Origin of the sequence: Pantoea sp. QMID4, from assembly GCF_030270445.1 — a bacterium.
Classification (GTDB): domain Bacteria; phylum Pseudomonadota; class Gammaproteobacteria; order Enterobacterales; family Enterobacteriaceae; genus Pantoea; species Pantoea vagans.
This window is the reverse complement of sequence record NZ_BSXL01000002.1, coordinates 183,507-207,801: the sequence shown is the minus strand read 5'-3', so window position 1 is coordinate 207,801 and position 24,295 is coordinate 183,507. Positions and strand designations below refer to the sequence as shown.

21 protein-coding genes are annotated in these 24,295 nt (G+C 58.0%); 12 read left to right on the top strand and 9 right to left on the bottom strand.

The window, feature by feature from the left end:
- Positions 1–74: 74 nt before the first annotated feature.
- On the bottom strand, positions 75–551 hold the full coding sequence (gene greA / locus QSK07_RS05800) for a transcription elongation factor GreA (RefSeq protein WP_098051673.1): 477 nt from the start codon (positions 549–551) through the stop codon (positions 75–77).
- Positions 552–799: 248 nt separating this feature from the next.
- Here greA and dacB point away from each other — a divergent pair, with 248 nt between their 5' ends.
- Positions 800–2,233, top strand: coding sequence for a serine-type D-Ala-D-Ala carboxypeptidase (gene dacB, locus QSK07_RS05795; protein ID WP_010251813.1), 1,434 nt, complete (start codon positions 800–802; stop codon positions 2,231–2,233).
- 63 nt (positions 2,234–2,296) lie between these two features.
- Here the strand turns inward: dacB and QSK07_RS05790 are convergent, their stop codons facing one another.
- The gene (locus QSK07_RS05790; protein ID WP_285721083.1) at positions 2,297–4,561 is read right to left on the bottom strand and encodes a TonB-dependent siderophore receptor; all 2,265 of its coding nucleotides are present in this window, start codon (positions 4,559–4,561) and stop codon (positions 2,297–2,299) included.
- A gap of 250 nt (positions 4,562–4,811) precedes the next feature.
- Between QSK07_RS05790 and fes the strand changes: the two genes are divergently transcribed.
- The 3 genes from fes to QSK07_RS05775 all read left to right on the top strand — a co-directional run bounded on the left by fes (position 4,812) and on the right by QSK07_RS05775 (position 10,263).
- Positions 4,812–6,023, top strand: a complete 1,212-nt coding sequence (gene fes, locus QSK07_RS05785; RefSeq protein ID WP_098051675.1) for an enterochelin esterase — start codon at positions 4,812–4,814, stop codon at positions 6,021–6,023.
- A 96-nt stretch (positions 6,024–6,119) separates the two neighbouring features.
- Complete coding sequence (locus QSK07_RS05780) at positions 6,120–6,341, top strand: MbtH family protein (RefSeq protein ID WP_275220341.1); 222 nt, start codon at positions 6,120–6,122, stop codon at positions 6,339–6,341.
- Positions 6,334–10,263 carry an enterobactin synthase subunit F gene (locus QSK07_RS05775; protein ID WP_285721082.1) on the top strand — a complete coding sequence of 1,310 codons (3,930 nt, stop codon included), beginning with the start codon at positions 6,334–6,336 and terminating at the stop codon, positions 10,261–10,263. Before QSK07_RS05780 ends, QSK07_RS05775 begins: the two co-directional genes overlap by 8 nt.
- 43 nt (positions 10,264–10,306) lie before the next feature.
- Here QSK07_RS05775 and QSK07_RS05770 read toward each other — a convergent pair whose 3' ends face one another.
- Genes QSK07_RS05770 through fepD form a run of 3 tightly spaced genes read right to left on the bottom strand, consistent with a single transcriptional unit; the run spans position 10,307 to position 13,061 of the window.
- A complete protein-coding gene (locus QSK07_RS05770) occupies positions 10,307–11,098 on the bottom strand; it encodes an ATP-binding cassette domain-containing protein (protein WP_285721081.1) in 792 nt (263 codons plus the stop codon).
- A complete protein-coding gene (gene fepG / locus QSK07_RS05765) occupies positions 11,095–12,075 on the bottom strand; it encodes an iron-enterobactin ABC transporter permease (RefSeq protein WP_285721080.1) in 981 nt (326 codons plus the stop codon). Before fepG ends, QSK07_RS05770 begins: the two co-directional genes overlap by 4 nt.
- A complete protein-coding gene (gene fepD, locus QSK07_RS05760; protein WP_285721079.1) occupies positions 12,072–13,061 on the bottom strand; it encodes a Fe(3+)-siderophore ABC transporter permease in 990 nt (329 codons plus the stop codon). Before fepD ends, fepG begins: the two co-directional genes overlap by 4 nt.
- A gap of 146 nt (positions 13,062–13,207) precedes the next feature.
- Between fepD and entS the strand changes: the two genes are divergently transcribed.
- A complete protein-coding gene (gene entS / locus QSK07_RS05755; protein ID WP_285721078.1) occupies positions 13,208–14,452 on the top strand; it encodes an enterobactin transporter EntS in 1,245 nt (414 codons plus the stop codon).
- Here entS and fepB read toward each other — a convergent pair.
- The gene (fepB, locus tag QSK07_RS05750) at positions 14,447–15,415 is read right to left on the bottom strand and encodes a Fe2+-enterobactin ABC transporter substrate-binding protein (protein ID WP_285721077.1); all 969 of its coding nucleotides are present in this window, start codon (positions 15,413–15,415) and stop codon (positions 14,447–14,449) included. The genes entS and fepB overlap by 6 nt on opposite strands.
- A 176-nt stretch (positions 15,416–15,591) precedes the next feature.
- Between fepB and QSK07_RS05745 the strand changes: the two genes are divergently transcribed.
- Genes QSK07_RS05745 through QSK07_RS05725 form a run of 5 tightly spaced genes read left to right on the top strand, consistent with a single transcriptional unit; the run spans position 15,592 to position 20,447 of the window.
- Complete coding sequence (locus tag QSK07_RS05745) at positions 15,592–16,770, top strand: isochorismate synthase (protein WP_285721076.1); 1,179 nt, start codon at positions 15,592–15,594, stop codon at positions 16,768–16,770.
- Between the two features lie 10 nt (positions 16,771–16,780).
- Complete coding sequence (locus tag QSK07_RS05740) at positions 16,781–18,397, top strand: (2,3-dihydroxybenzoyl)adenylate synthase (protein WP_285721075.1); 1,617 nt, start codon at positions 16,781–16,783, stop codon at positions 18,395–18,397.
- An 18-nt stretch (positions 18,398–18,415) separates the two neighbouring features.
- Positions 18,416–19,270, top strand: a complete 855-nt coding sequence (locus QSK07_RS05735; RefSeq protein WP_098051685.1) for an isochorismatase family protein — start codon at positions 18,416–18,418, stop codon at positions 19,268–19,270.
- Positions 19,267–20,025, top strand: a complete 759-nt coding sequence (gene dhbA, locus QSK07_RS05730; RefSeq protein ID WP_098051686.1) for a 2,3-dihydro-2,3-dihydroxybenzoate dehydrogenase — start codon at positions 19,267–19,269, stop codon at positions 20,023–20,025. The genes QSK07_RS05735 and dhbA overlap by 4 nt, the downstream gene beginning before the upstream one ends.
- 2 nt (positions 20,026–20,027) lie before the next feature.
- Positions 20,028–20,447 (top strand): hotdog fold thioesterase, encoded by a 420-nt coding sequence (locus QSK07_RS05725; RefSeq protein WP_275220327.1) that lies wholly within the window; start codon positions 20,028–20,030, stop codon positions 20,445–20,447.
- 71 nt (positions 20,448–20,518) lie between these two features.
- Here the strand turns inward: QSK07_RS05725 and cgtA are convergent, their stop codons facing one another.
- The 3 genes from cgtA to rplU form a co-directional block, all read right to left on the bottom strand.
- The gene (cgtA, locus tag QSK07_RS05720; protein WP_098051688.1) at positions 20,519–21,691 is read right to left on the bottom strand and encodes an Obg family GTPase CgtA; all 1,173 of its coding nucleotides are present in this window, start codon (positions 21,689–21,691) and stop codon (positions 20,519–20,521) included.
- Between the two features lie 242 nt (positions 21,692–21,933).
- Positions 21,934–22,191: a 50S ribosomal protein L27 gene (rpmA, locus tag QSK07_RS05715; protein ID WP_003851093.1), complete on the bottom strand. Its 258-nt coding sequence runs from the start codon at positions 22,189–22,191 to the stop codon at positions 21,934–21,936.
- A gap of 15 nt (positions 22,192–22,206) precedes the next feature.
- The gene (gene rplU / locus QSK07_RS05710) at positions 22,207–22,518 is read right to left on the bottom strand and encodes a 50S ribosomal protein L21 (RefSeq protein WP_008925416.1); all 312 of its coding nucleotides are present in this window, start codon (positions 22,516–22,518) and stop codon (positions 22,207–22,209) included.
- 256 nt (positions 22,519–22,774) lie between these two features.
- Here rplU and ispB point away from each other — a divergent pair, with 256 nt between their 5' ends.
- Together ispB and QSK07_RS05700 are read left to right on the top strand one after the other, a co-directional pair.
- On the top strand, positions 22,775–23,746 hold the full coding sequence (gene ispB, locus QSK07_RS05705) for an octaprenyl diphosphate synthase (protein ID WP_008925415.1): 972 nt from the start codon (positions 22,775–22,777) through the stop codon (positions 23,744–23,746).
- Between the two features lie 237 nt (positions 23,747–23,983).
- Positions 23,984–24,268 carry a helix-turn-helix domain-containing protein gene (locus tag QSK07_RS05700; protein WP_098051689.1) on the top strand — a complete coding sequence of 95 codons (285 nt, stop codon included), beginning with the start codon at positions 23,984–23,986 and terminating at the stop codon, positions 24,266–24,268.
- The last annotated feature ends 27 nt before the right edge of the window (positions 24,269–24,295 follow it).

Here is a 24,295-nt window from a genome sequence, read left to right as displayed (position 1 = left end):
GATAAAAGGCCGCAATGCGGCCTTTTTCCTTTCTTTACATTGTGCTTAAACGCTTTTCAAAGCGTAGCAACATCTTAAAGGTATTCCACCTTCAGGATCTCATACTCAACGTCGCCGCCCGGGGTTTTTACGATAGCCACATCATCGGCCTCTTTACCCACCAGGCCACGCGCCATTGGCGAATTGACCGAAATCAGATTTTGCTTAAAGTCCGCTTCGTCATCGCCCACGATGCGATACGTAGCTTCTTCGTCGGTCTCGATGTTCAGCACGGTCACCGTGGCACCGAAGATCACGCGGCCGGTTTTCGGCATCTGCGTAACATCGATAACCTGCGCATTGGAGAGTTTGGCTTCAATCTCCTGGATACGGCCTTCACAAAAGCCCTGCTCTTCACGCGCAGCGTGATATTCCGCGTTCTCTTTTAAATCGCCATGTTCGCGTGCATCAGCGATAGAGGCGATAATGCGCGGGCGCTTCACGGTTTTCAGCTCGTTCAGCTCTTCGCGCAATCTTTCAGCGCCTCTTAACGTCATCGGAATCTGATTCATTTAAGCTCCTCGCCCTCTTTCCTGTTTAACGATGTCATCCTGACCGGTGACCGCAGAAAAAGCGCTCTGCGGCGCATTAGCCCGTTTTTGCAAATAAAAGAATCCTGACCCGGAGATGCTTCCGGGCCAGAAAAGAGTTTTGCAATTTGATACGTATTTTACCCCAGAGTTCCCTGCGGGTCATCGTTTACTTTGCACCGCCCAGCGACGTAGTATTGACGCCCTCACCTGCCAGTTACCGCGAGATTATGCGATTTTCACGACTTGTTACCGGATTAAGCTGCGCATTTATGCTGCAGGCACACGCAGCGCCAGTTGATGAATACATGCAGTACCTGCCAGATGGCGCCAATCTGGCGCTGATGGTTCAGAAAGTGGGTGCATCAACACCGATCATTGATTACCACGGCAAACAGATGGCTCTGCCCGCCAGTACCATGAAAGTGGTAACGGCGCTGGCGGCATTACTGGAACTGGGTGGCGACTTCCGTTTTCAGACCACGTTTGAGACCCGGGGTGCCATTATAGATGGCACCCTGAACGGCGATTTAGTCGCACGTTTCGGCGGTGATCCGACGTTAAGCCGTCAGGATCTGCGCAACATGGTCGCGGCGATAAAGAAGCAGGGCATTAACCATATCAAAGGCAACCTGGTTATCGACACCTCGGTTTTTGCCAGTCATGACATGGCACCGGGCTGGCCGTGGAACGATATGACCCAGTGCTTCAGCGCCCCGCCGGGTGCCGCGATTGTGGATAAAAACTGCTTCTCGGTGTCGCTCTACAGCGCTAATACGCCGGGTGAAAATGCGTTTGTGCGCATCGCGTCCTATTATCCGGCGCATATGTACAGCCAGGTCCGCACCATCGGCCGTAACAGCGGTGAAGGACAATACTGCGAACTGGATGTGGTTCCGGGTGAGCTAAACCGCTACACCCTGACAGGCTGTATGCGCCAGCGTGCCGAACCGCTGCCACTGGCCTTTGCGGTGCAGGATGGCGCGGCGTGGGCGGGTGAAATCCTTAAGGCAGAGCTGCGGTCATCTGAAATAGACTACAGTGGCCATCTGGTACGCCAGACGCAGGTCACGGAGCCAGGTACCGTACTGGCATCGACCCAGTCTGCACCGCTGCACACGCTGCTGCACACCATGCTGAAGAAGTCAGACAACATGATAGCCGACACGGTCTTCCGCACCATTGGTCATCACTACTTCAACGTGCCCGGTACATTCCGCGCCGGACAGGATGCTGTCCGCCGTATCCTGAAAGCTAAAGCCAATGTCGATATGGGCAACAGCATTCAGGTCGATGGCTCCGGTCTGTCGCGCCACGATCTGATTTCGCCGCAAACCATGATGCAGGTGTTGCAGTTCATTGCGAAGAATGACAACACGCTGGATTATATTTCGATGCTGCCGCTGGCGGGTTATGACGGCACGTTACAGTATCGCGGCGGGCTGCATGAGGCGGGACTGGATGGCAAAGTATCGGCGAAAACCGGTTCACTGCAGGGCGTCTATAATCTGGCGGGCTTTATTACCACGTCCAGTGGTGCACGCGTGGCATTTGTTCAGTTCCTCTCCGGTTATGCAGTGCCGCCGGAAGATCAACGTACCCGCCGCATCCCACTGGTGCGTTTTGAAAGCCGACTCTACCGCGATATCAACCAGAACAACTGATAAAGCAACGATAAAAAACGCAGCGGGCGATCAGCCTGCTGCGTTTTTTTATGGCTGAACCGATCAGAAGCGGGTGTTCACACTCATATAAAATGTGCGGCCCGATTCATTAAAGGTATTGGCTCCTGCGCCGTAGAGATAAGCGCCAGTGGTGGCATTGCCGGTAGTCTGCGCATTGCCCTGACGGAAATGACGCTTGTCGAACAGGTTGTCGATGCCGACGGTAACGCTGGCATACTGATTAATATCATAGGTGCCGCTCATCCCCACCACCGAATAGGGGCTGACCTGATCGGTAGCGCTGCCGGTAACGGCGTTACCCTTATAGTCATACTTCTTCGGTACCTGTTTACCGTACCAGGTCAGGGTTGTCTGGAGAGACAGATCCTGCATCGCCTGCCAGCTCAGCGTCGAGTTGAGCGTATACGCCGGAATAATTGACAGGCGATCGCCGGTCTCTTTATTTTTGCTTTGCAGCATATACGTGAAGTTGTTGTTCCACGTTACGCTGTCGGAGAACGGGACGTTAACCGTACCTTCCAGCCCTTCAACCACCGCTTTTGGCACATTTTCCCATTTGTAAATGTCGGTTTTGCCGTTAGACGCGGTGCCGGTGGGAACCGTGCCTGCCTCAATCTTGTTCCGGTAGTCGTTGCGGAACCAGGTCAGACCCGCCTGATAGCCGTTGCGCTTCCATTCCAGTCCAATCTCTTTGTTGATGCTGTTTTCCGCTTTCAGGTCATCATTACCCATAAGATAACAGGCACCGGTACTGGCCGCGCACCCCTGACCATTGCTGTAAAGCAGATAGTTCGGGTTGGTCTGGTAAAGGCTCGGCGCTTTATAAGCACGCGCAATGCCCATTTTCAGGGTGAACTCATCGCCTAATCCCTGTGAGAGGTTGAGCGACGGGCTCCAGTTATCGCCGACAATCGAATGGTGATCGAAGCGAAGGCCGGGCGTCAGCATGGTGCTGTCGGTCAGCTCAATATTGTCTTCCGCAAACAGTGAGAAGATCTCCGCCTGCGAATAGGGAGAGCGTCCGGTGGTGGCGATACCCGGAATCGAACCGTAGCTGGCGGCCTGCGTTGTCGAGGATGGATCCTTCATCCGCTGCTGATTCCATTCTGTGCCAAAGGTGGCGGTCTGATTCACCAGCCACTCAAACGGCACGCTGATCTCGCTGTGCAGCAACACATCATCCAGCTGGATGGTGTTGAAGTTGCTGTTGGAAAAGATACCTTCAGTGCCGCCCGCCAGCCCTTCATTCAGGCGCGAGTTGCGGGTGTTTTCATATTGCGCATAGGTATTGGTGCTGATGCCATTATCCCAGGCACCGGTCCACTTAACCGAAAAGTTCTGCCGATAGAGCCGGTTGGTCTCGTCGCCATATTTGCTTTTCACAAGCGCGTTGGTATTGGTGTTCTGGGTGTCGCCAGCATAGAGGTTGCCCTGACGGCTGTAACCGGCCCCCACTTCCAGCGCCTGCATGGGTGCAAACGCCCAGCGCAGCAGGCTATGAATGTCTTTATTGACTGAACCTTCCCGGCCGGCCGGGTAGGATCCTGCATAACTACCGGTGCGGTCAGCGGCGTGACCTTCATTGATGTCGTAAGCATCGGCCTGCGTTTTTGCCAGACCGCCATAGAGCCGGAAACTGACATCGTCGCCTAACGGTCCTTCAAGACTGAAGTTGGTACGCCGCGTCGCGCCCTCCTCCTTATGTTGCGGCACGTTATAATAGGCGCTCCACGAGCCGTGCCACTGATTATCCATCTCTTTTTTGGTGATGATATTGACCACACCACCCGCCGCACCATTGCCGTAGCGGGCCGCTGCCGGACCGCGGATGACGTCAATGCGGTCAATGATCTCTGGCGGTACCCAGTTAGTGTCGCCGCGTGTGTCGCGCTCGCCACGCCAGCCAAGCCGCACCGAATTGCGACTGGTCACCGGCAGGCCATCGATCAGGATCAGGGTATTTTCCGGCCCCATACCACGGATATCGATCTGACGGTTGTTACCGCGCTGGCCGCTGGTGGAGTTACCGGTCAGGTTGACACCGGGCATGGTGCGGATGATTTCGGCAACGTCGCGCGCAGGCGGATGTTTTTTGATTTCGTCGGCGGTAATCGTCGACACGCCTGGCGCCTGCAGCGTCTGCTCAGCGGCGGTGACCATCATGGTGCCGTCGTGGATCGTATCTGACGTGTTGTTGATTGCCGGGTCGCTGTGGGCTTCGGCAGCCACTGCGCCAGCAGAAATGAGAGAGGCAGTAAAACCCAGTTCAAGCATAATGGCTAACGAAAGCCGGGATAACTTTTTCATTTTTCTGTTCCTGGAGTGCCAGCGAGCGTGCCACTGCCGGCTTACCGGTAAAAAGGTCATAACCTTGCCTGCAACGCATTAACCCTCCCGCCACACCCGCTTCAGAACCGTATTGCGTTCGTCTGAAATCCGATGCGGCAGAGAGAATGCGTGCGCTCCCTGTTGAGCGGAAACACCCTATTGCAAATGCAAATAATTATCAATACTATTATCTGTAACATGCATGACCCTAAGTAAGTGTGACTGAATCATGGCGCGAATGGCGTGGTTAAACGAAGAGACCGGCAGCGAACGCTGGTGGCATAATCTGCAGCAACAGGGCATTCCCCTGATTGAACCCGCCGAAAAGGGCACCTGTCAGGTCACTTTTTTCTGGCGTGATCCGCAGGGCGACCCGCTGTACTCTGATACCCGGCGCGTCTGGATCAACATTACCGGTGTAACCGATCATCATCACACAGCCTCACCTTCTTCCTTAACACCTGTTCCTGATACCGATGTCTGGTGGTGGCAAACTACCCTGCCCGCTGACTGGCGCGGCAGCTACTGCCTGATCCCTGACAACCAGACAGAGACGTTTACCGGACAGGCTGATATGCAGGCTCTGCGCCAGTGGTGGGGGCAGAAATTCCGGCAGGCACAAAGCGATCCGCTCAATCCGCTGCGGAGCTGGTCGGCCGGGCGTGGCATGAGCGTCTCGCCGCTGCATCTGCCGCTTGCACCTGAGCAGCAGGTGTGGCGTGCAGTTGATGAAGGTCGCGCCGCCGCTATTCCGCTGCAGCAGCATCTGTGGCGCAGCCAGCGGCTGGGCAATCAGCGTCAGGTCTGGCTTTATGTCACCGGCGAGGCAGACGCTGCCGATCGTCCGCTGGCACTGCTGCTGGATGGTCAGTTCTGGGCGCACAGCATGCCGGTTGCCGGTCCGCTTCAGGAACTCACTGAGGCAGGCGAACTGCCTCCTGCGGTCTATGTCATGATCGACATCATTGACCGCGAACACCGCACGCGTGAGCTGACCTGTAATCCTGATTTCTGGCTGGCGATTCAGCATGAGCTGTTACCACAAATTCAGCAGTGGGCATCGTTCCGGGCCGACAGCACGCTGGTGGCCGGACAGAGTTTTGGCGGCCTTTCTGCCGCTTACGCCACCCTGAACTGGCCGGAAACCTTTGCGGGAGCCGTCAGTCTTTCCGGTTCGTTCTGGTGGCCCGCGCGCGGCGACCCGAATGGCTGGCTGCCGGAGCAGTTACAGCAGGGTTTGCTGCAGGCGCCCTCTCGCCGCTTTTATCTGGAGGCGGGACGGCGCGAACGACTGATTCTGGCGGCAAACGAGCACTTTCAGCGCGATCTGACTGTGGCAGGACATCAGGTCAGCTACCACCCGGTTGAAGGTGGTCACGATGCGCTGTGCTGGCGCGGCGGGCTGCTGGCAGGCCTCAAAGCTATGTGGCAATCGTCATAACCCACTGATATCCCGCCGCCTGTGCGCCATTAAAAGAAAAAGGATACGCAGGAGAGCGGCGTTAACGCGCCCGACGACTTCGGACAGGAGACCAACATGCAACAACTCAATCCTTTCGACGATCCCCAGCAGGATTGTCAGGTGCTGAAAAACGATCAGCAGCAGTACAGTTTATGGCCCGCCTTTTGTGCGGTTCCGCCAGGGTGGCAGCCTGTTTATGGGCCCGAACCACAGGCCCGTTGCCTGAGCTGGCTGAATGAAAACTGGCACGATATCCGTCCGGTTATGACGCAGGACAGTGGGAGCCGCAATGTCTGAGACCACTCTGAACCCGCTGACAAAGCAAAAAACATTGCCGCTGGTGGCCGCTCAGCCCGGCATCTGGATCGCTGACCAGTTATCCCCCTATTCCAATGCCTACGCCGTGGCGCATTTCGTTGAGCTGCGTGGTGCGCTGAACAGCGCGCTGCTGTCTCGCGCCATCGTTGCCGGCATGCAGGAAGCGGACACGCTGAATATGGCCTTTGGCGAGCAGGAGGGTGAACCGCTGCAGTGGCCTGCCCCCCAGCATTTTCGCGAGCCTGAAATAATCGATCTGCGCGATGCCGCCGATCCGGCGGCGGCAGCACGGGCGCTGATGCAGCAGGATATGTCCGGCGATCTGCGGGTGCTGAGCGGTGCGCCGCTCTATCATCACAGCCTGCTTCGGCTGGGCGAGGATCACTGGTACTGGTATCAGCGCTACCATCATCTGGTGGTCGATGGTTTCAGCTTCACCGCCCTGACCCGCCGTATCGCCCATCTCTACAGCGCCTGGCAGTACGGCGACACACCGGAGCCAAGCCCCTTTGTCCCGTTCAGCGAGGTCGTCGACGAGTATCAGCGCTATCAGCACTCTTCGACCTGGCAGCGCGATCGTCAGTTCTGGCTGGAAAAAGGGGCGAAATTACCTTCGCCCGCCTCATTATCCTCGCTGCCACTGGCGGGTCAGAGTGCCAGCACCGACCTGCTGCGACACACATTTGCCGTGGAGCGACACACCTTTCAGGCGTTGCTGACGCATACTCAGCAGCAGAATCTCAGCGCGGCGGACACCGCCTTTGCACTGGTGGCGCTGTGGCTGGCGCGCCTCACCGGTCAGAACGACTTTGCCGCCGGTTTCATCTTTATGCGCCGCATCGGCTCGGCCGCGCTCTGCGCCACCGGTCCGGTGATCAACGTATTGCCTATGGCGATCCATTACGATCCGGCGCAGCCGCTGACGGCACTGGCCGAGCAGCTGGCGAGCGAGGTCAGAAAAATGCGCCGTCATCAGCGTTACGACGCTGAGCAGGTGCAGCGCGATCTGGGCCGATTGGGTGACAGCGCTCCGCTCTATGGGCCGGTGATTAACCTGAAGATGTTCGACTATCAGCTCGATTTCGCCGGCATTGAAGGCATCACTCATCAGCTGGCGTCAGGTCCGGTTCGCGATCTGGAGATTGCTATCTACCTCAGCGAACAGGGCGACCTGACGCTGGAATTACTGGCCAATGCAGCGCGCTACAGCGAAACCGTACTGAAGCAACATGCCAGCCGCTTTGGTCTGCTGCTTCAGCAGCTTGCCGTCCGGCCAGCGTGCGCCTGTGGCGAGCTGGATATGCTGATGCCGGAAGAACATCAGCAGCTGGCAGCGATCAATCAGACCGCTGTGATGCTGCCTGCAGAGACGCTAAGCAGCCTGCTGCGGCTGCAGGCGCAGCGTACGCCGCACGCCGTGGCGCTGGCGGATGAGGCGCATCAGCTTAATTATCAGCAGATGCAGCAGCAGGTCGCCGCGCTGGGAGAACAGCTGATTGCGCAGGGTGTGACGCGAGGTGACATCGTCGCCGTGGCGCTGCCGCGCTCGGTCTTTTTATCGCTGGCACTGCAGGCGATTGTCAGCACAGGCGCAACCTGGCTGCCGCTTGATACCGGCTACCCGGACGATCGGCTGAAGATGATGCTGGAAGATGCCGCGCCGAAAACGCTGATCACCTGCCACGAACTGGCAGACAGGCTGGCGGCTCTCTCACCGGTTGCGCCGCTGTTTTACGACGCGCTGTTAACCCCGGTTGATCGCGTGCTGACACAGGCTCCGCGTCCGCATGATGGCGCTTACCTCATCTATACCTCTGGTTCGACCGGTCGGCCAAAAGGCGTGCTGGTCAGTCATGAGGCGATCGTCAACCGGCTGCTGTGGATGCAGGATCGCTATCCGCTCGGCGGTGATGATGTCGTGCTGCAGAAAACGCCGAGCAGCTTTGATGTCTCGGTGTGGGAGTTCTTCTGGCCATTGATCGCTGGCGCACAGCTGGTGATGGCACCGCCTGATGCCCACCGCGACCCGGAAGCGCTACAGCAGCTGTTTGCCCGCTACCGCGTGACCACCACCCATTTTGTTCCCTCGATGCTGGCGGCCTTTGTTGCCTCGCTGCAGGATGACAACGCGATAGCAAGGTGTACCACCCTGCGGCAGGTGTTCTGCAGTGGTGAAGCACTGCCCGCTGAGCTGTCACGCCAGTGGCAGACGCTGACCCGGGTGCCCTTGCATAACCTTTATGGCCCGACTGAAGCGGCAGTTGATGTCAGCTTCTACCCGGCTTTCGGACCCGCGCTGACGGCCGTCGACGGTGCCAGCGTGCCGATTGGCTTCCCGGTCTGGAACACCGGCTTACGCATTCTGGATGCGCGCCTGCAGCCGGTGCCGCCTGGCGTGGCGGGCGATCTCTGGCTGACCGGCGTGCAGCTGGCACAGGGTTATCTGGATCGTCCCGACCTCACGGCCAGCCGGTTTGTGGCCGATCCGTGGGGTCTCGGCACCCGCATGTACCGCACCGGGGATGTGGCACGCTGGCTGCCGGATGGTGCGGTTGAGTATCTGGGCCGCAGCGACGATCAGCTTAAAATCCGCGGACAGCGCATCGAGCTGAATGAGATCGATCATGCCATGGCTGCGCTGCCTGACATTGTGCAGGCCGTGACGCATGCAGTGGTACTGGGCAGCAGCAGCGACCAGCAGGGTGATGCCCGCCAGCTGGTCGGCTATGTAGTGGCAGATGGCCCGATTGATGCCGACGTCATGCGCCAGACGCTGGCGACACAGTTGCCCGCGCATATGGTGCCAGTGGCAATTGTTCAGCTGGCGGCATTACCGCTCAGCAGCAACGGTAAGCTGGATCGCAAAGCGCTGCCGCTGCCACAGACCCGGACAGCGGCTGCCGGTCGTGCACCGCACCCTGGTCTGGAAACCACCCTGGCGCAGGCGTTCGCCACGCTGCTGGAACGTGAGTCCGTCAGCGCGCAGGATGATTTTTTTGCGCTGGGTGGCCATTCGCTGCTGGCGATGCGGCTGGCGGCACAGCTGCGGCGGACGCTGAATCAGCCGGTGTCAGTGGGCCAGATTATGGTGGCAGCCACGGCAGAAAAGCTGGCTGATCTGCTTAGCGGTGAACCCGCGGAGACAGGCCGCGCCGGATTTGAGGCGGTCTTGCCGCTGCGTCGCACTACCGGCCCGACCCTGTTCTGCTTCCATCCCGCCTCCGGTTTTGCCTGGCAGTTCAGCGTGTTGCAGCGCTATCTGGATGCCCGCTGGTCGCTGCTCGGTATTCAGTCACCCGACATTACCAGCCCGCTGAATCAGGCGCAGCACCTTGATGCAGTGTGTGACGCACATCTGGCAACGGTGCGCCAGCAGCAGCCAGAGGGGCCCTACTATTTCCTGGGCTATTCACTGGGCGGCACGCTGGCACAGGGTATCGCCGCGCGGCTGGAGGCCGAAGGTGAAACGGTCGCCTTCCTCGGGCTGCTGGATACCTGGCCGCCAGAGACGCAGAACTGGGACGAAAGGCGCGGCGAAAACGTGCTGGACCCGGCGGTGCTGGCAGAGGTTAATCGTGAGCGTGAGCAGTTTATCGCAGCACAGCGCGAGCAGGCCGGTGAAGGGATGGCGGCGTTGTTTACCACCATTGAAGCCAACTATGCCAGTTCGGTGCGCCTGCTGGCGACGGCACGCAGCGCCCGCTTCGGGGGACACGCCACGCTGTTCCTGGCGCAACAGACCCAGCAGCCCGGTCAGGATGCGCGTCGCGCCTGGGCGCCCTGGGTCGGTGAACTGACCGTCTGGCCGCTGGACTGTGCGCACGTCGAGATCATCTCACCGCGCATGTTCGAGCAGATTGGCCCGCGACTGCAGCAGTGTCTGGCGGCTCTTAATCCCTGAGCCGTCCTGACCCCGCACCTTCTCAACCCGGGGAAGGCGCGGGTCAGCCCCTGCCCAGCGGCACAATCATCGGCGTCCCGGCCACCGGATCGTTAATGATAATGCAGCGCAGGCCGTAGATCGCTTCTATCAGTTCCGGCGTCACAATCTCCACCGGTTTCCCTTCGGCAATGATTTTCCCGTCGCGCATCGCTATCAGGTGGCTGGCGTAACGGCACGCCTGATTAAGATCGTGCAGCACCACCACCAGCGTTCGGCCATGCTGCTGATTGAGATCCTGCATTAATTCCAGCAGTTCAATCTGATGGGCGATATCCAGCCAGGTGGTCGGTTCATCCAGCAGCAATAGCGGTGTCTGCTGAGCCAGCACCATCGCAATCCACACCCGCTGCCGCTGACCGCCAGAGAGCGTATCAACCTGCTGCTGCGCTAAATCGGCCACGCCGGTGGCCTGCATAGCCTGCTGCACCGCTGCCTCATCTTCCTGTCGCCAGCGCCCGAACAACGACTGGTGCGGATAACGCCCGCGCGCCACCAGTTCGCTGACGCTGATACCCGCAGGCGCGTTCGAGCTTTGCGGCAGCAGTCCCAGCCGGCGTGCCACCTCTTTGGTGGCGTAGTGAGCAATGGTATTGCCATCCAGCAGTACCTCGCCCTGCAGCGGCGAGACCAGGCGGCTTAGGGTACGCAGCAGCGTCGATTTTCCGCAGGCGTTGGGACCGATGATCACGGTCAGCTCACCGTCAGGGATCGCCACAGAGAGATTCTCCGCCACGATTTTTTTGTCATAGCCCAGCGTCAGCGCGTCGCCCTGCAAACGTGTTGTCACTTTCATTGGCGTCGTGCCTCCCGCACCAGTAGCGCAATCAGATAGAGTCCGCCCAGGCTGACCGTGATTACGCCAACCGGCAGCTGATAAGGCAGGAAAAAGTGCTGCGCGGCGTAATCCGCGGCGGTCAACAGCAGCGCGCCACACAAGGCAATCAGCGGCAGCGCGCCTTTAGTGCCACCACTGAGTCGCCGCGCAATCTGCGGTGCCAGTAACGCAATGAAGGAGATCGGGCCGACCAGCGCCGTCGAGGCGGCGGTGAGGATAACGCCCGTCAGCATCAGCATGAGGCGGCTGCGCTCAACCGGAACGCCCAGTGCGCAGGCCGTGTCGTCACCCATCTCCAGCAGTCGCATGTGGCGGGCCAGCATGCCTGTTGCCAGCAGCGCCAGCAGCAGCACGGCGATCACCGGCATGGTTTTCGCCCAGGTAATGCCGTTAAGTGAACCGGCACTCCAGAGCCCGGCGCTCAGCGCCGCCTCCAGTGAAGCACTGATAATCAGCCAGCTGTTCAGCGCCATCAGCAGTGCCCGCACGCTGATGCCGACAATAATCAGCCGAAAGGTCTCCACGCCGTTGCGCCAGCTGAACAGCCAGACCACACCCGCCGTGAGCAGCCCGCCTGCCAGCGCCGCCAGCGTCATCCCTTCCATGTTTTGCTGGAACAGCACCAGCGCCACCAGTACACCGCTGTAAGCGCCGGTGTTAAAACCCAGAATATCGGGACTGCCCAGCGGGTTACGCAGCAGCGACTGAAAAATCGCCCCGCTGACGCCCAGCGCCGCACCAATCAGTAGCGCCATCATGACGCGCGGCAGACGCCACTCCAGCACAATCAACTGAACATTGCGTGCCGCCTCGCCGTTGATAAGTGCCCATAACTGGCTGGCGGAGATCGGTAAGGTGCCGCGCGTAACGCCCAGAAAAGCCAGCAACCCGCAGGCCATCAGCAGCAGCAGCGCATTGATCATCGTCCGTGTCATATCTCCCCTCTTCCCAGCTTACGGCGCACCAGCACAATCAGCATCGGCGCACCGAGAATGGCCGTGACAATTGACACGCGCAGTTCACCCGGCACCAGCAGCCGTCCCAGAATATCGGCCGCCAGCAGCAGACAGGGAGTGATCACAAGGGTCCCCGGCAGCATCCAGCGATGATCGTTTCCCAGCAGCCAGCGGGCCAGATGCGGTGTCATTAACCCGACAAAGGCGATGGGTCCGACTGCCGCCGTCGCCGCACCGCTCAGCAGTGCAATCGCCAGCAATCCTGCCAGTTGAGTACGCATCACACGGGTGCCCAGCGCGGCTGCCATATCTCCGCCCATACTCAGGCTGTTGAGCGAACGTGCCAGCAGCAGCGCCAGCAGGCTCCCGGCCACGACCGCCGGAAAGACAGTGCGCAGAATGGCGACATTGCGGATATCCAGCGAGCCGCTGTGCCAGAAACGCAGATGATCGTAAATATCGGGATTAAGCAGCGACAGGCCAGACGTTAAGCCCTCCAGCACCGCACCCAGCGCCACGCCTGCCAGCGTCAGACGCAGCGGATTTACGCGACCGCCCCCGATCGCCCCCGTCAGCGCCACCAGCAGCGACGCCAGCAGTGCACCGGTAAACGCAAAACCCAGCCATTCCGCTGGAGAATCGGTGCCAGATAGGGCGATGCCGAGCACCACCGCAAAACCCGCTCCGGCATTCACACCAAGAATGCCTGGGTCGGCCAGTGGATTGCGCGTCAGGCTCTGCATCAGTGCGCCCGCCAGACCTAAACTGATCCCGGCAAGCAGTCCCGCCAGGGTTCGCGGCAGCCGGGCATCGCGCACGATCACGCAATCGACGCGGCTGCAGTCGGAGAGTAAGGCATGTGTGACATCATGAAAGGGGACAGGTCTGGCACCCAGCATCAGGCTGAGCGCGATAAGCAACAATAGCAGCATCCCTGAACCGGCTATTGCACGGAGTTGACGCATAACATTTAAACCTTTACGAATTCAACATGGCCCGCAATTGCGAGTATTTATGATAATGATACTTGTTATCGTTATTAACTTTTTTTGTATGTTACCATGACTCTCAGATTCAATAATGAGGAAAATGGGTGCAAAAAAGCGACGCTATGAACAAACCTTCCCATTTTATCGATCTCACTCTGCTGAGAACCCATCCCGCTTTTCGCGCCCTGTTTATCGCCCGCTTTATCTCGATTGTCGCTCTCGGCATGCTGGCGGTGGCGGTCCCGGTTCAGATTCAGCAGCTGACGCAATCACCGCTGCTGGTAGGACTGGCGGTGACGCTGGCCGGAGCCGGTATGTTTATCGGCCTGCTGACCGGCGGCGTGCTGGCCGATCGCTATGAGCGCCGTCGCCTGATCCTGTTTGCCCGATCCACTTGTGGCCTGGGCGTTGCCGCGTTGTGTATAAATGCCCTGCTCCCTTCACCGTCGGTCATCGCCGTCTTCGTGCTGGGACTCCTGGATGGCTTTTTCGGCGCGATAGGCGTCACGGCGCTGCTGGCAGCCACTCCGGCGCTGGTCGGGCGTGAGAATCTGATGAAGGCGGGTGCCATTACCATGCTGACGGTGCGCTTTGGCGCGATTCTGTCACCCGCGATTGCGGGTATGTTGATTGCTCAGGGCGGTGTGGCGTGGAACTACGGGCTGGCCGCGTTCGGCACGCTGCTGACGGTGTTAACCCTGTTGCGATTGCCACAGCTTGCGCCACCGCCACAGCCGCGTGAACATCCCATAAAGGCACTAAGCAGCGGCGTCCGCTTCCTGTTCGATACGCCGATTGTAGGTATGGCAGCGCTGACTGGCGCGCTGGTGACATTAGCCAGCGCGGTGCGAGTGCTCTATCCGGCGCTGGCACCTCACTGGCAGGTCGGTCTGACGGAGCTGGGGCTGATGTACGCCGCCGTGCCGCTGGGTGCTGCGACAGGCGCGCTGACCAGCGGACGGCTGGCGCAGTCACTACAGCCGGGCCGCCTGATTCTGGTCAGTGCCATCGCGGCATTCGTCGCACTGGCTCTGTTCAGCCTGATGCCGTGGTTCAGCCTGAGTCTGATCTGCCTCGTGGCCTTTGGTTATTTCAGTGCCATCAGCAGCCTGGTGCAGTACGCGCTAATTCAGACGCTGACGCCCGATGCACTGCTTGGCAGGATCAACAGCCTCTGGACAGCGCAGAATGTCACCGGCGATGCGATAGGTGCAGCAATAATTGGCGCGATGGGTTCACTGCTGTTGCCGCAGCAGGCAGCCGCCCTCTCTGGACTGGCAGCCACCGTGCTGGGTCTCATCATGTGGCTGCTGATGGCCCGCCTGCGACGCTATCAACGGCCTCTCCCCGACGAAGCCACATCATGATTTCACGAACAGCGCTTCCAGCCGTGTCAGTAAATTACTGGCGCTGTAGTAGTCGAGACGAAAGCTATCCAGCCCCAGCGCATAGACCGCTTTAGCGCGCACCGCTGGGGTCTGCGCCAGGAAAGCATTGCTCATTACCTGCGCAGCAGTATTATCTTCGGCGGCAAACAGCAGATAAGTTTGTCCATTCAGGCTTTCCGCCAGATTTTCGCCTGAAAGCTGAAGAATATCTTTACGCTGTCCCATGCTGTGAGCGGACTGAAGCGTCGCCGGTGGCGTTGCCAGCGTGAAGCCCAGCTCCTGCAGTAACTTCCCCTGGGCCGATGCCTCCGTCCAGAGATTCACCGCCCGGCCATCCCCGTTCCACACCATCGCAGAAACCGGCTGCGGAGGCAGTGTCAGCTTTGCTTTCAGCACCTTTTCACGCGCGTCGAACTCGCTTATCCGGGCAGCGGCATCCGCCTCATGTCCGGTCGCCTCACCCAGCAGCGTCACCAGTTGCTGCCAGCTTTTATCGTCATAGTTGACGACCAGTACCGGCGCAATCGCCGAGAGCTGATCGGCCAGTTTGATCGCTGAATCATTACCGGTAGCGCTGACCACAATCAGGTCTGGCGCTTCCGCAGCAATCGCTTCCGCATTGGGTTCACCAATATAGAGCCGCTTTACGCCACGCTGTTTCGCCACACGCCCCCACTGCCGGAAGAATCCCTGCTCATCAGCCAGCCGGCTGCCGGGTGCGGTTGCGCCACTGGCAACCACCGGCGCATCGATCGCCAGCAGCGATCCGGTCAGCGTGACACTGGTCGAGACAATGCGAGTCGGTGCCTGAGTCAGGGTGACCTGACCTTTTGCACCCGCGAGGGTTCGCGGCCAGCCGGTCTGTGCAACAGCGGTCACGCTGAACAGAGTGATACTCAGGAATAATAGCGCTAACGCCGACATTGCTCCCTGTTTAGTCATTTGTTTTCATCCTTTTTCTCTCCGGTAATCCGGGCGACAACTTGTGCTGATTTAACCAACAAAACCAGCTGAATCACCGCTTATTGATTGACACCTTCGACTATTCGACGTAGGTTACTGCAACATAATACAAATGATAATCATTATTAGTTATCTTATCATTTATAGGTGAAATTATGGTGGAATCTCTGGCATTTGAACATCCCCTGCTGCAGGATTTTCCGGCACTCTGCCGTGGCTTCCTGTTTACGTCTCCCTGGCGAAGCCTGACGACTCAGGGCTGTTTTACGACACTCACTGCTCCGGTAAACCAGGGCGAGCAGCTAACCGGACAGTTTCAGCAACAACTGCAGCATCATTTTGCCTCGGCCAGAAAACAGGGCATAACCCATCCCATTCTGGTGGGTGCGATCCCGTTCGATGTGGATCAGCCCGCTGCACTGTTTATCCCTGAGTCGTATCAGACCTTTCAACGTGACGATCTGAAAGCCCGCGCCTCATTGGCTGAAAGCGATCTGCCAAAAGTTCGTCGCCGTACCGCGCTGCCGGATCACGACACCTTCACTGACATGGTTGAGCAGGCCGTGGCAGCCACGCAGCGCGGCGATCCGGATAAAGTAGTGCTGTCCCGGCTGATGGATATCGTGGCGGAACAGCCGGTCAATACGGCCGCCCTGATGCAGCGCATCGTGGCGCAGAACCCTGACAGCTATCACTTTCATCTGCCGCTGCCCGATGGCGGCGCGCTGGTGGGTGCCAGCCCTGAACTGATGATCCGTAAGCAGGGCCGCCAGTTCAGCTCCTGTCCGCTGGCCGGTTCAGCGCCGCGCAACAGCGACCCACAGCGTGACCAGGCGTCAGGTGACAGTCTGATACGGTCAGCCAAAGACCGGCATGAACATAAACTGGTGACGGATGCGATGCACATGACGCTGCAGCCGCGCAGTCGCCTGCTGTCGGTCCCGGAAATCCCTTCCCTGCTGACCACCTCGACACTGTGGCACCTCGCCACGCATATTCGGGGTGAAGTGCTGGACGACCGCGAAAATGCGCTGTCTCTGGCCTGCCTGCTGCATCCGACACCGGCGCTCAGCGGCTTTCCGCATCAGCGTGCTCAGGCGCTGATTCAGCAACTCGAACCGTTTGAGCGCCAGCTGTTTGGCGGCATCGTCGGCTGGTGTGACGATCAGGGCAACGGCGAATGGGTCGTCACCATCCGCTGCGGCACGGTGAATGGTCCACGGGTCCGGCTGTTTGCTGGGGCGGGCATTGTGGCGGACTCACAACCTGAATCAGAGTGGCGCGAAACCGGCATCAAACTCGACACCATGCTTCGCGCTTTTGGATTGCACTAAAGGAACCTGTATGACGATTTCTTACAGCCGCTGGCCGGACGATCTGGCCGCACGTTACCGTGAAAAAGGGTACTGGCTGGATCTGCCGATGACCGACATCCTGGAACGTCACCGCGACAGCGAATGCGTGGCGGTGATTGACGGCGGCCGGCAATTTACCTATCGCCAGCTGGCCTCACTGAGTGACAATCTGGCAGCGGCCCTGCAGCGTCGTGGACTGAAAACCGGTGATACGGCGCTGGTGCAGCTTGGTAATGTGGCGGAATTTTACCTGACGCTGTTTGCGCTGTTCAAAATCGGCGTCGCCCCGGTTAACGCCCTGTTCAGCCACCAGCGTACCGAACTGTCCGCCTATGCCAGTCAGATTACGCCGCGCCTGTTGATTGCCGATCGCAGCCATCCCCTGTTCGCCGATGACGCCTTTATCACGCAGCTTCGCCGGGAACAGCATTCACTGCAGCAGGTGATCCTGCGTAATGACACTCATGCGGAAAACAGTCTCGACACCCTGCTGGCAGAACCCGCAGGTGAGTTCAGGGCAACCCCGACCGCAGGCGATGACGTCGCTTTTTTCCAGCTGTCGGGCGGCAGTACCGGCACCCCGAAACTGATCCCGCGTACCCACAATGATTACTATTACAGCATCCGGGAAAGTGACGTGATCTGCGGGGTCACCGCAGATACCCGTTACCTGATTGCCCTGCCCGCTGCGCATAATTTCCCGATGAGTTCTCCGGGCGCGCTGGGCGTCTTTTACGCGGGCGGCCAGGTGATCTTAGCGGCCGACCCCAGCGCAACTCTCTGTTTCCCGCTGATTGAAAAACATCAGGTTACTGATACCGGCCTGGTTCCACCCGCGGCCAGTCTCTGGCTGCAGGCGATCCAGGAATGGGGCAGCAATGCCGCCCTGGCCTCACTACAACGTATTCAGGTCGGTGGCGCAAAGCTGGGCGAAACGCTGGCCGCGCGCATCCAGAACGAGATCGGCTGTACCCTTCAGCAGGTGTTTGGGATGGCGGAAGGTCTGGTGAACTACACCCGGCTGGATGACGATGAACAGACCATTCTCACCACGCAGGGTCGTCCGATCTCACCGGATGACGAGGTGTGGGTTGCAGACGAACTGGGTCATCCACTGCCAGTAGGTGCCATAGGTCGCCTGATGACCCGCGGCCCCTACACGTTCCGTGGCTACTACAACAGCCCGGAACATAACGCCGCCAGCTTTGATGACCAGGGCTTCTACTGCTCTGGCGATCTGGTTGAGATCACCCCTGCTGGCAACATCATTGTGCAGGGTCGTGAGAAAGATCAGATCAACCGGGGCGGCGAAAAGATCGCGGCTGAAGAGATTGAAAACCTGCTGCAGCGCCATGCGGATGTGATCCACGCGGCGCTGGTCTCTATGAGCGATGAACTCATGGGTGAAAAGAGCTGTGCGTTTATTGTCACCCGTCAGCCGGTGAAACCGGTGGCGCTGCGTCGTCACCTGCGTGAACTGGGCGTCGCCGAATTTAAGCTGCCCGACCGTATTACCTGCGTAGATGCCCTGCCGCTGACCGCGGTCGGCAAGGTGGACAAAAAACGTCTGCGCCAACAACTTGCCGATCAGCGTGCGCAAGCCTGATCTGTCCGGAGAATTTTTATGGCTATTCCACAACTGACTTCTTATCCGCTACCTGACGCCACTGAGTTGCCGAACAACAAGGTAAAATGGACGCTGGAGCCGGGCCGTGCTGCCTTGCTGATCCACGACATGCAGCGCTATTTCCTTAACTTCTGGGGCGATAACAGCCCGCTGGTTGAGCAGGTCGTTGACAATATTGTCCGCCTGCGACGCTACTGCAAAGCGCAGGGCATTCCGGTGTTTTACACCGCTCAGCCCAACGCGCAGAGCGATGAAGATCGTGCGCTGCTCAACGATATGTGGGGACCCGGCCTGAATAAACATCCCGATCAGCAGAAGATCGTGGAGGCGCTGGCACCGGATGAGCACGATCAGGTTCTGACCAAGTGGCGCTACAGTGCGTTTCACCGATCGCCGCTGGAGGCGATCCTGCAGGAGATGGGCCGCGATCAGCTGATTATTACCGGCGTCTATGCCCATATCGGCTGCCTGACCACCGCCACGGATGCGTTTATGCGTAATATCCAGCCGTTTATGGTGGCCGATGCGCTGGCTGACTTCAGCCGTGAGGAACACATGATGGCGCTGACCTACACCGCGGGTCGCAGCGGAAAAGTGGTAATGACCGCCGATCTGATGCCTGTACCGCTCAGCAAAGACGAACTGCGTATGCTGATCCTGCCGCTGCTGGAAGATGATGAGGTGCCGGACGATGATGAAAATCTGATCGACTACGGGCTGGATTCGGTACGCGTAATGGCGCTGGCGGCACGCTGGCGTCAGGTACATCGTGATATCGATTTCGTCAGCCTGGCAAAAAATCCAAGCATTGACGGCTGGTGGGCACTGCTGTCGCGGGAGCCGGCTGAATGAGCCATGTATCCGATTTCAGCGGTAAAATCGTCTGGGTGACCGGTGCCGGTCAGGGCATTGGCTACCACACAGCGCTGGCTTTTCACCAGGCGGGCGCGCAGGTAGAGGCGTTTGATCTGCGGTTCCAGGGTCATGACTATCCTTTTTCCTGTCACACCATGGATGTTGCCGATCCGGTGCAGGTAAAATCAGTGTGTCAGCGGGTGCTGACCGCCCAGCCGCGCATCGATGTGCTGGTCAACGCAGCCGGTATTCTGCGTACGGGTGCCACTGATGCGCTGTCATTTGCTGACTGGCAGGCCTGTCTTAACGTCAATGCGGGCGGTGCATTTAATCTGTTCCAGCAGACGCTGCCGTGCTTTCGTGAACAGCGCACCGGTGCCATCGTTACTGTCGCATCGAATGCAGCGCATGCACCGCGTATTGGCATGTCCGCTTATGGTGCGTCAAAAGCCGCGCTGCGCAGCCTCTGTCTGACTGTGGGTCTGGAAATGGCGCCTTACGGTGTGCGCTGTAATATTGTTTCGCCTGGTTCCACTGACACCGATATGCAGCGCAGCCTGTGGCACACACCGACCGGCGAGCAGGAGATGATTGCGGGCTTCCCGGACCAGTTCAAGCTGGGTATTCCGCTGGGCAAGATCGCGCAGCCGCAGGAAATTGCGGCCACCGTTCTGTTTCTCGCGTCGGATCTTGCCAGCCATGTGACGCTGCAGGATATTGTGGTCGATGGCGGCGCAACCCTGGGAGCCTGATCATGACAGCGATCTGGAAACGATTCATTGATCTTCCTGCACTGAACGCGCTGGGTGAGCACTCACTGGTGGCGCATCTGGGGATCGTTTTTACCGCGATAGGTGACGATTATCTGGAGGCGACGATGCCGGTCGATGCCAGGACGCAGCAGCCGTTTGGGTTGCTGCATGGCGGCGCCTCCGTGGTGCTGGCGGAGTCGATGGGTTCAATTGCCGGGTATATGGCGGTTGAAGAAGGCAGCAGCGTGGTCGGTGTTGAAGTTAACGCCAGCCATCATCGCGCGGTGTCAGCGGGACAGGTGCGGGGGACCTGCCGTCCACTGCATCTGGGTAAACGCAGTCAGAGCTGGCAGATTGAGATTCGGAACAGTCGGGATCAGCTGTGCTGCAGTGCGCGACTGAGCGTAGCGGTCATGAGCTAGCGGCAGAAAGAACGATGCCCCCTTTCACACTGAAAGAGGGCATCACATATTACGCTGTAGCAGGCGTTCTGTTAACGCTGATAGATAATTTCAACGCCTTCGTCGTCTTCATCATCCCAGTCGTCATCCCACTCTTCATCTTCGACTTCGACCGTGTTTTCAATGGTTTCTTTGTGGTAATCATCCCACATGAATTCCACTTTCTCAGGCTGCTTCTCTTCAAGCTCCGCTTCTTTCGGGTTAGCGTTGATGAAGCTCATCACGTCCCAGCAGAGTTCTTTGACGCCGGTCTGACTTGCGGCAGAGATCAGGTAATACTTATCTTCCCAGCCGAGCGCTTCAGCAACCGCTTTCGCCCGTGACTGCGCTTCTTCTTCACTGATTAGATCAATTTTGTTGAAGACCAGCCAGCGTGGTTTGTTGAACAGTTTCCCGCTGTATTTTTCCAGCTCGCCAAGGATGATACGGGCATTTTCAACCGGATCGCTTTCATCAATAGGGTCGATGTCGATCAGATGAAGCAGCACGCGGCAGCGTTCAAGGTGCTTCAGGAAGCGAATACCGAGGCCTGCGCCCTCTGCTGCGCCTTCAATCAGACCCGGGATATCGGCCACGACGAAGCTCTGCTCGCTGTCCATACGCACTACGCCAAGGCTTGGCACCAGGGTGGTAAACGGATAGTCCGCTACTTTAGGTTTAGCTGCCGAGACGGCACGAATAAAGGTCGATTTACCGGCATTCGGTAAGCCCAGCATCCCGACGTCCGCCAGCAGCATCAGCTCCAGCTGCAGGTCACGCTTTTCACCTGGGGTACCCATAGTTTTCTGACGCGGACTGCGGTTCACTGACGATTTGAAACGGGTATTGCCCAGGCCATGCCACCCGCCTTTACCGACCATCAGTTTCTGGCCATGCCGCGTCATGTCGCCGAGTGTCTCACCGGTACCCTGGTCGATAACCCGGGTGCCGACCGGCACTTTAACTTCGATATCCTTACCGCGTTTACCGGTACAGTCGCGGCTCTGGCCGTTCTGCCCACGTTCGGCGCGGAAAGATTTTTCGAAACGATAATCGATAAGGGTATTGAGGTTTTCATCAGCGATCAGATAAACGTCACCGCCGTCACCACCATCACCCCCGTCAGGGCCGCCTCTCGGGATATATTTTTCGCGGCGGAAGCTGACGCAACCATTACCGCCATCACCGGCGACGACCAGAATTGTCGCTTCATCAACAAACTTCATTTTCAATCTCCGTCACACAATCGTCTGCAGCACTCTGCAGACGGGTCCGCCAGGGTCTTCTGCGCTGACCAGCGGCGGATAAATCAGGATTGGCTTTCGCCAGTGCGTACACAAAGTGTACAGCAAACTTTTGTGATGCGTCGCGTTTACCGCGACAGACCGCAGAATGTAAAAAGCCCCGCAGGAGCTGCGGGGCCTTCAATTCGTGCGTTCAGACGTCAGACGTCTGCGTCACGACAACCTTACTCAGCAACGATGCTGATGTATTTACGGTTGTTCGGACCTTTAACTTCGAACTGTACTTTACCGTCTGCGGTAGCAAACAGGGTGTGGTCACGACCACAACCTACATTGGTACCGGCGTGGAATTTGGTGCCACGCTGACGAACGATGATGCTACCTGCCAGAACAGATTCGCCACCGAAACGTTTTACACCCAGACGTTTTGCATTGGAGTCACGACCATTTCGAGTCGAACCACCAGCCTTTTTATGTGCCATTTGTCAGATCTCCTCTTACGCCGTGATACCAGTGATTTTCACATCAGTGAACCACTGGCGATGGCCTGCTTGCTTACGGTAGTGCTTACGACGACGAAACTTAACAATCTTAATTTTCTCGCCACGACCATGAGCAACAACTTCTGCCTTAATCATCCCGCCTGAAACCAGTGGCGCGCCGATTTTCACGTCTTCGCCATTAGCAATCATCAGAACCTGGTCAAACTCAATCGTTTCACCGGTTGCGATGTCCAGCTTTTCCAGGCGAACGGTCTGACCTTCGCTTACTCGGTGTTGTTTACCACCACTTTGGAAAACCGCGTACATATAAAACTCCGCTTCTGCGCTTGCCTTTTAGTTCATCAGGCGGCGCGCTAAATATTCACAATAGGGCGCGAATTCTACGCAAAACTCCAGAAGAAGACAAGAGCACTTTGCACACTCTTGCAGAAAAAAAACACAGGCTGAATGCAACCGTTTCTCAGGCACAAAATTCAAGTACAATCAGTAACAGATTACCTGAACGCTGGCTGGGTAAACCACTTACCATGGCAGAGATAACGAGTCATAGCTGAAAAGACGAATGAACTTAGAACAGATTAATGAATTAACCGCACAGGATATGGCTGCCGTTAACCAGACCATCCTCGACCAGCTGAATTCAGATGTCTCGCTCATCAACCAGTTGGGCTACTACATCATCAGTGGCGGGGGCAAGCGTATCCGTCCCATGATTGCCGTGCTATCCGCACGTGCCATGGGCTACAAGGGCGACCTGCACGTGACCAATGCGGCGCTGATCGAATTTATCCACACCGCCACGCTGCTGCATGACGATGTCGTGGATGAATCCGATATGCGTCGTGGCAAAGCGACCGCAAACGCGGCGTTTGGCAATGCGGCAAGCGTGCTGGTCGGTGATTTTATTTACACCCGCGCCTTCCAGATGATGACCAGCATGGGGTCGTTGCGTATCCTGGCGCTGATGTCAGAGGCGGTAAACGTCATTGCTGAGGGCGAAGTCCTGCAGCTAATGAACGTTAACGATCCCGATATCACCGAAGAAAGCTACATGCGCGTGATTTACAGTAAGACCGCGCGCCTGTTTGAAGCGGCCTCACAGGCCTCGGCGATACTGGCTGAAGCCACACCTGAAGAGGAAAAAGCGCTGCAGGATTATGGGCGCTATCTGGGTACCGCTTTCCAGTTAATTGACGATTTGCTGGATTACAGTGCTGACGGCGAGACGCTGGGTAAAAATACCGGCGATGACCTGAGCGAAGGCAAACCGACGCTGCCGCTGCTGCATGCCATGCAGCACGGCTCGCCTGAACAGGCGAAGATGATCCGTGAAGCCATTGAGCAGGGAAATGGCCGCCATCTGCTGGAGCCAGTGCTGGAAGCGATGAATCAGTGTGGTTCGCTGGAATGGACGCGCAGCCGCGCGGAACAGGAAGCGGATAAAGCGATTGAAGCCTTGCGGATTCTGCCCGAATCCCCCTGGCGCAGCGCGCTGGAGTCGCTGGCACACATGTCAGTTCAGCGCGACTTCTGATCCCTCACGGAGCCTGCCGGGCTCCGTTTTTACGACCCTGCTCTCACTTCTTTTTGTTCCCTCTTAGCTGTTGCATTCGTGTTGCGTGCCACCACACAGACCAGACGCGGGATCCAAATATTACTGGAAATTAACAGGAAACATTTGCTATAAAATTCTGACTATTTCCAGATAATGGTAAAAGGAAAGCCAGCGTCTCGCTGGATGATGCAATGACAAGGAAAAGGAGAACAGGTTATGCAAAAAAGAAAGGAAGACTGGCACCCGGCTGACATTATCGCGGCGCTGCATAAGCGTGGTATGACGCTGGCAGCGCTGTCACGCGCAGCAGGCCTGAGTTCATCCACGCTGGCGAATGCACTGACGCGTCCATGGCCAAAAGGTGAATGGTTGATCGCCGACGCGATCAAAGTTCATCCCAGTGAGATCTGGCCCAGCCGCTATTACGATCCCGATACAAACTGCCTGCTGGATCGCAGAAAACGTATCCGGACGCCTGCCGATCAGACGGATAACACCTGAGATCTCAGGCGATCCTCAGGCGAAAAA

Coding starts and splice junctions, on each gene's coding strand:
- greA (WP_098051673.1), bottom strand. CDS start 551: ATGAATCAGATTCCGATGACGTTAAGAGGCGCTGAAAGATTGCGCGAA.
- dacB (WP_010251813.1), top strand. CDS start 800: ATGCGATTTTCACGACTTGTTACCGGATTAAGCTGCGCATTTATGCTG.
- QSK07_RS05790 (WP_285721083.1), bottom strand. CDS start 4,561: ATGAAAAAGTTATCCCGGCTTTCGTTAGCCATTATGCTTGAACTGGGT.
- fes (WP_098051675.1), top strand. CDS start 4,812: ATGGCGCGAATGGCGTGGTTAAACGAAGAGACCGGCAGCGAACGCTGG.
- QSK07_RS05780 (WP_275220341.1), top strand. CDS start 6,120: ATGCAACAACTCAATCCTTTCGACGATCCCCAGCAGGATTGTCAGGTG.
- QSK07_RS05775 (WP_285721082.1), top strand. CDS start 6,334: ATGTCTGAGACCACTCTGAACCCGCTGACAAAGCAAAAAACATTGCCG.
- QSK07_RS05770 (WP_285721081.1), bottom strand. CDS start 11,098: ATGAAAGTGACAACACGTTTGCAGGGCGACGCGCTGACGCTGGGCTAT.
- fepG (WP_285721080.1), bottom strand. CDS start 12,075: ATGACACGGACGATGATCAATGCGCTGCTGCTGCTGATGGCCTGCGGG.
- fepD (WP_285721079.1), bottom strand. CDS start 13,061: ATGCGTCAACTCCGTGCAATAGCCGGTTCAGGGATGCTGCTATTGTTG.
- entS (WP_285721078.1), top strand. CDS start 13,208: ATGAACAAACCTTCCCATTTTATCGATCTCACTCTGCTGAGAACCCAT.
- fepB (WP_285721077.1), bottom strand. CDS start 15,415: ATGACTAAACAGGGAGCAATGTCGGCGTTAGCGCTATTATTCCTGAGT.
- QSK07_RS05745 (WP_285721076.1), top strand. CDS start 15,592: ATGGTGGAATCTCTGGCATTTGAACATCCCCTGCTGCAGGATTTTCCG.
- QSK07_RS05740 (WP_285721075.1), top strand. CDS start 16,781: ATGACGATTTCTTACAGCCGCTGGCCGGACGATCTGGCCGCACGTTAC.
- QSK07_RS05735 (WP_098051685.1), top strand. CDS start 18,416: ATGGCTATTCCACAACTGACTTCTTATCCGCTACCTGACGCCACTGAG.
- dhbA (WP_098051686.1), top strand. CDS start 19,267: ATGAGCCATGTATCCGATTTCAGCGGTAAAATCGTCTGGGTGACCGGT.
- QSK07_RS05725 (WP_275220327.1), top strand. CDS start 20,028: ATGACAGCGATCTGGAAACGATTCATTGATCTTCCTGCACTGAACGCG.
- cgtA (WP_098051688.1), bottom strand. CDS start 21,691: ATGAAGTTTGTTGATGAAGCGACAATTCTGGTCGTCGCCGGTGATGGC.
- rpmA (WP_003851093.1), bottom strand. CDS start 22,191: ATGGCACATAAAAAGGCTGGTGGTTCGACTCGAAATGGTCGTGACTCC.
- rplU (WP_008925416.1), bottom strand. CDS start 22,518: ATGTACGCGGTTTTCCAAAGTGGTGGTAAACAACACCGAGTAAGCGAA.
- ispB (WP_008925415.1), top strand. CDS start 22,775: ATGAACTTAGAACAGATTAATGAATTAACCGCACAGGATATGGCTGCC.
- QSK07_RS05700 (WP_098051689.1), top strand. CDS start 23,984: ATGCAAAAAAGAAAGGAAGACTGGCACCCGGCTGACATTATCGCGGCG.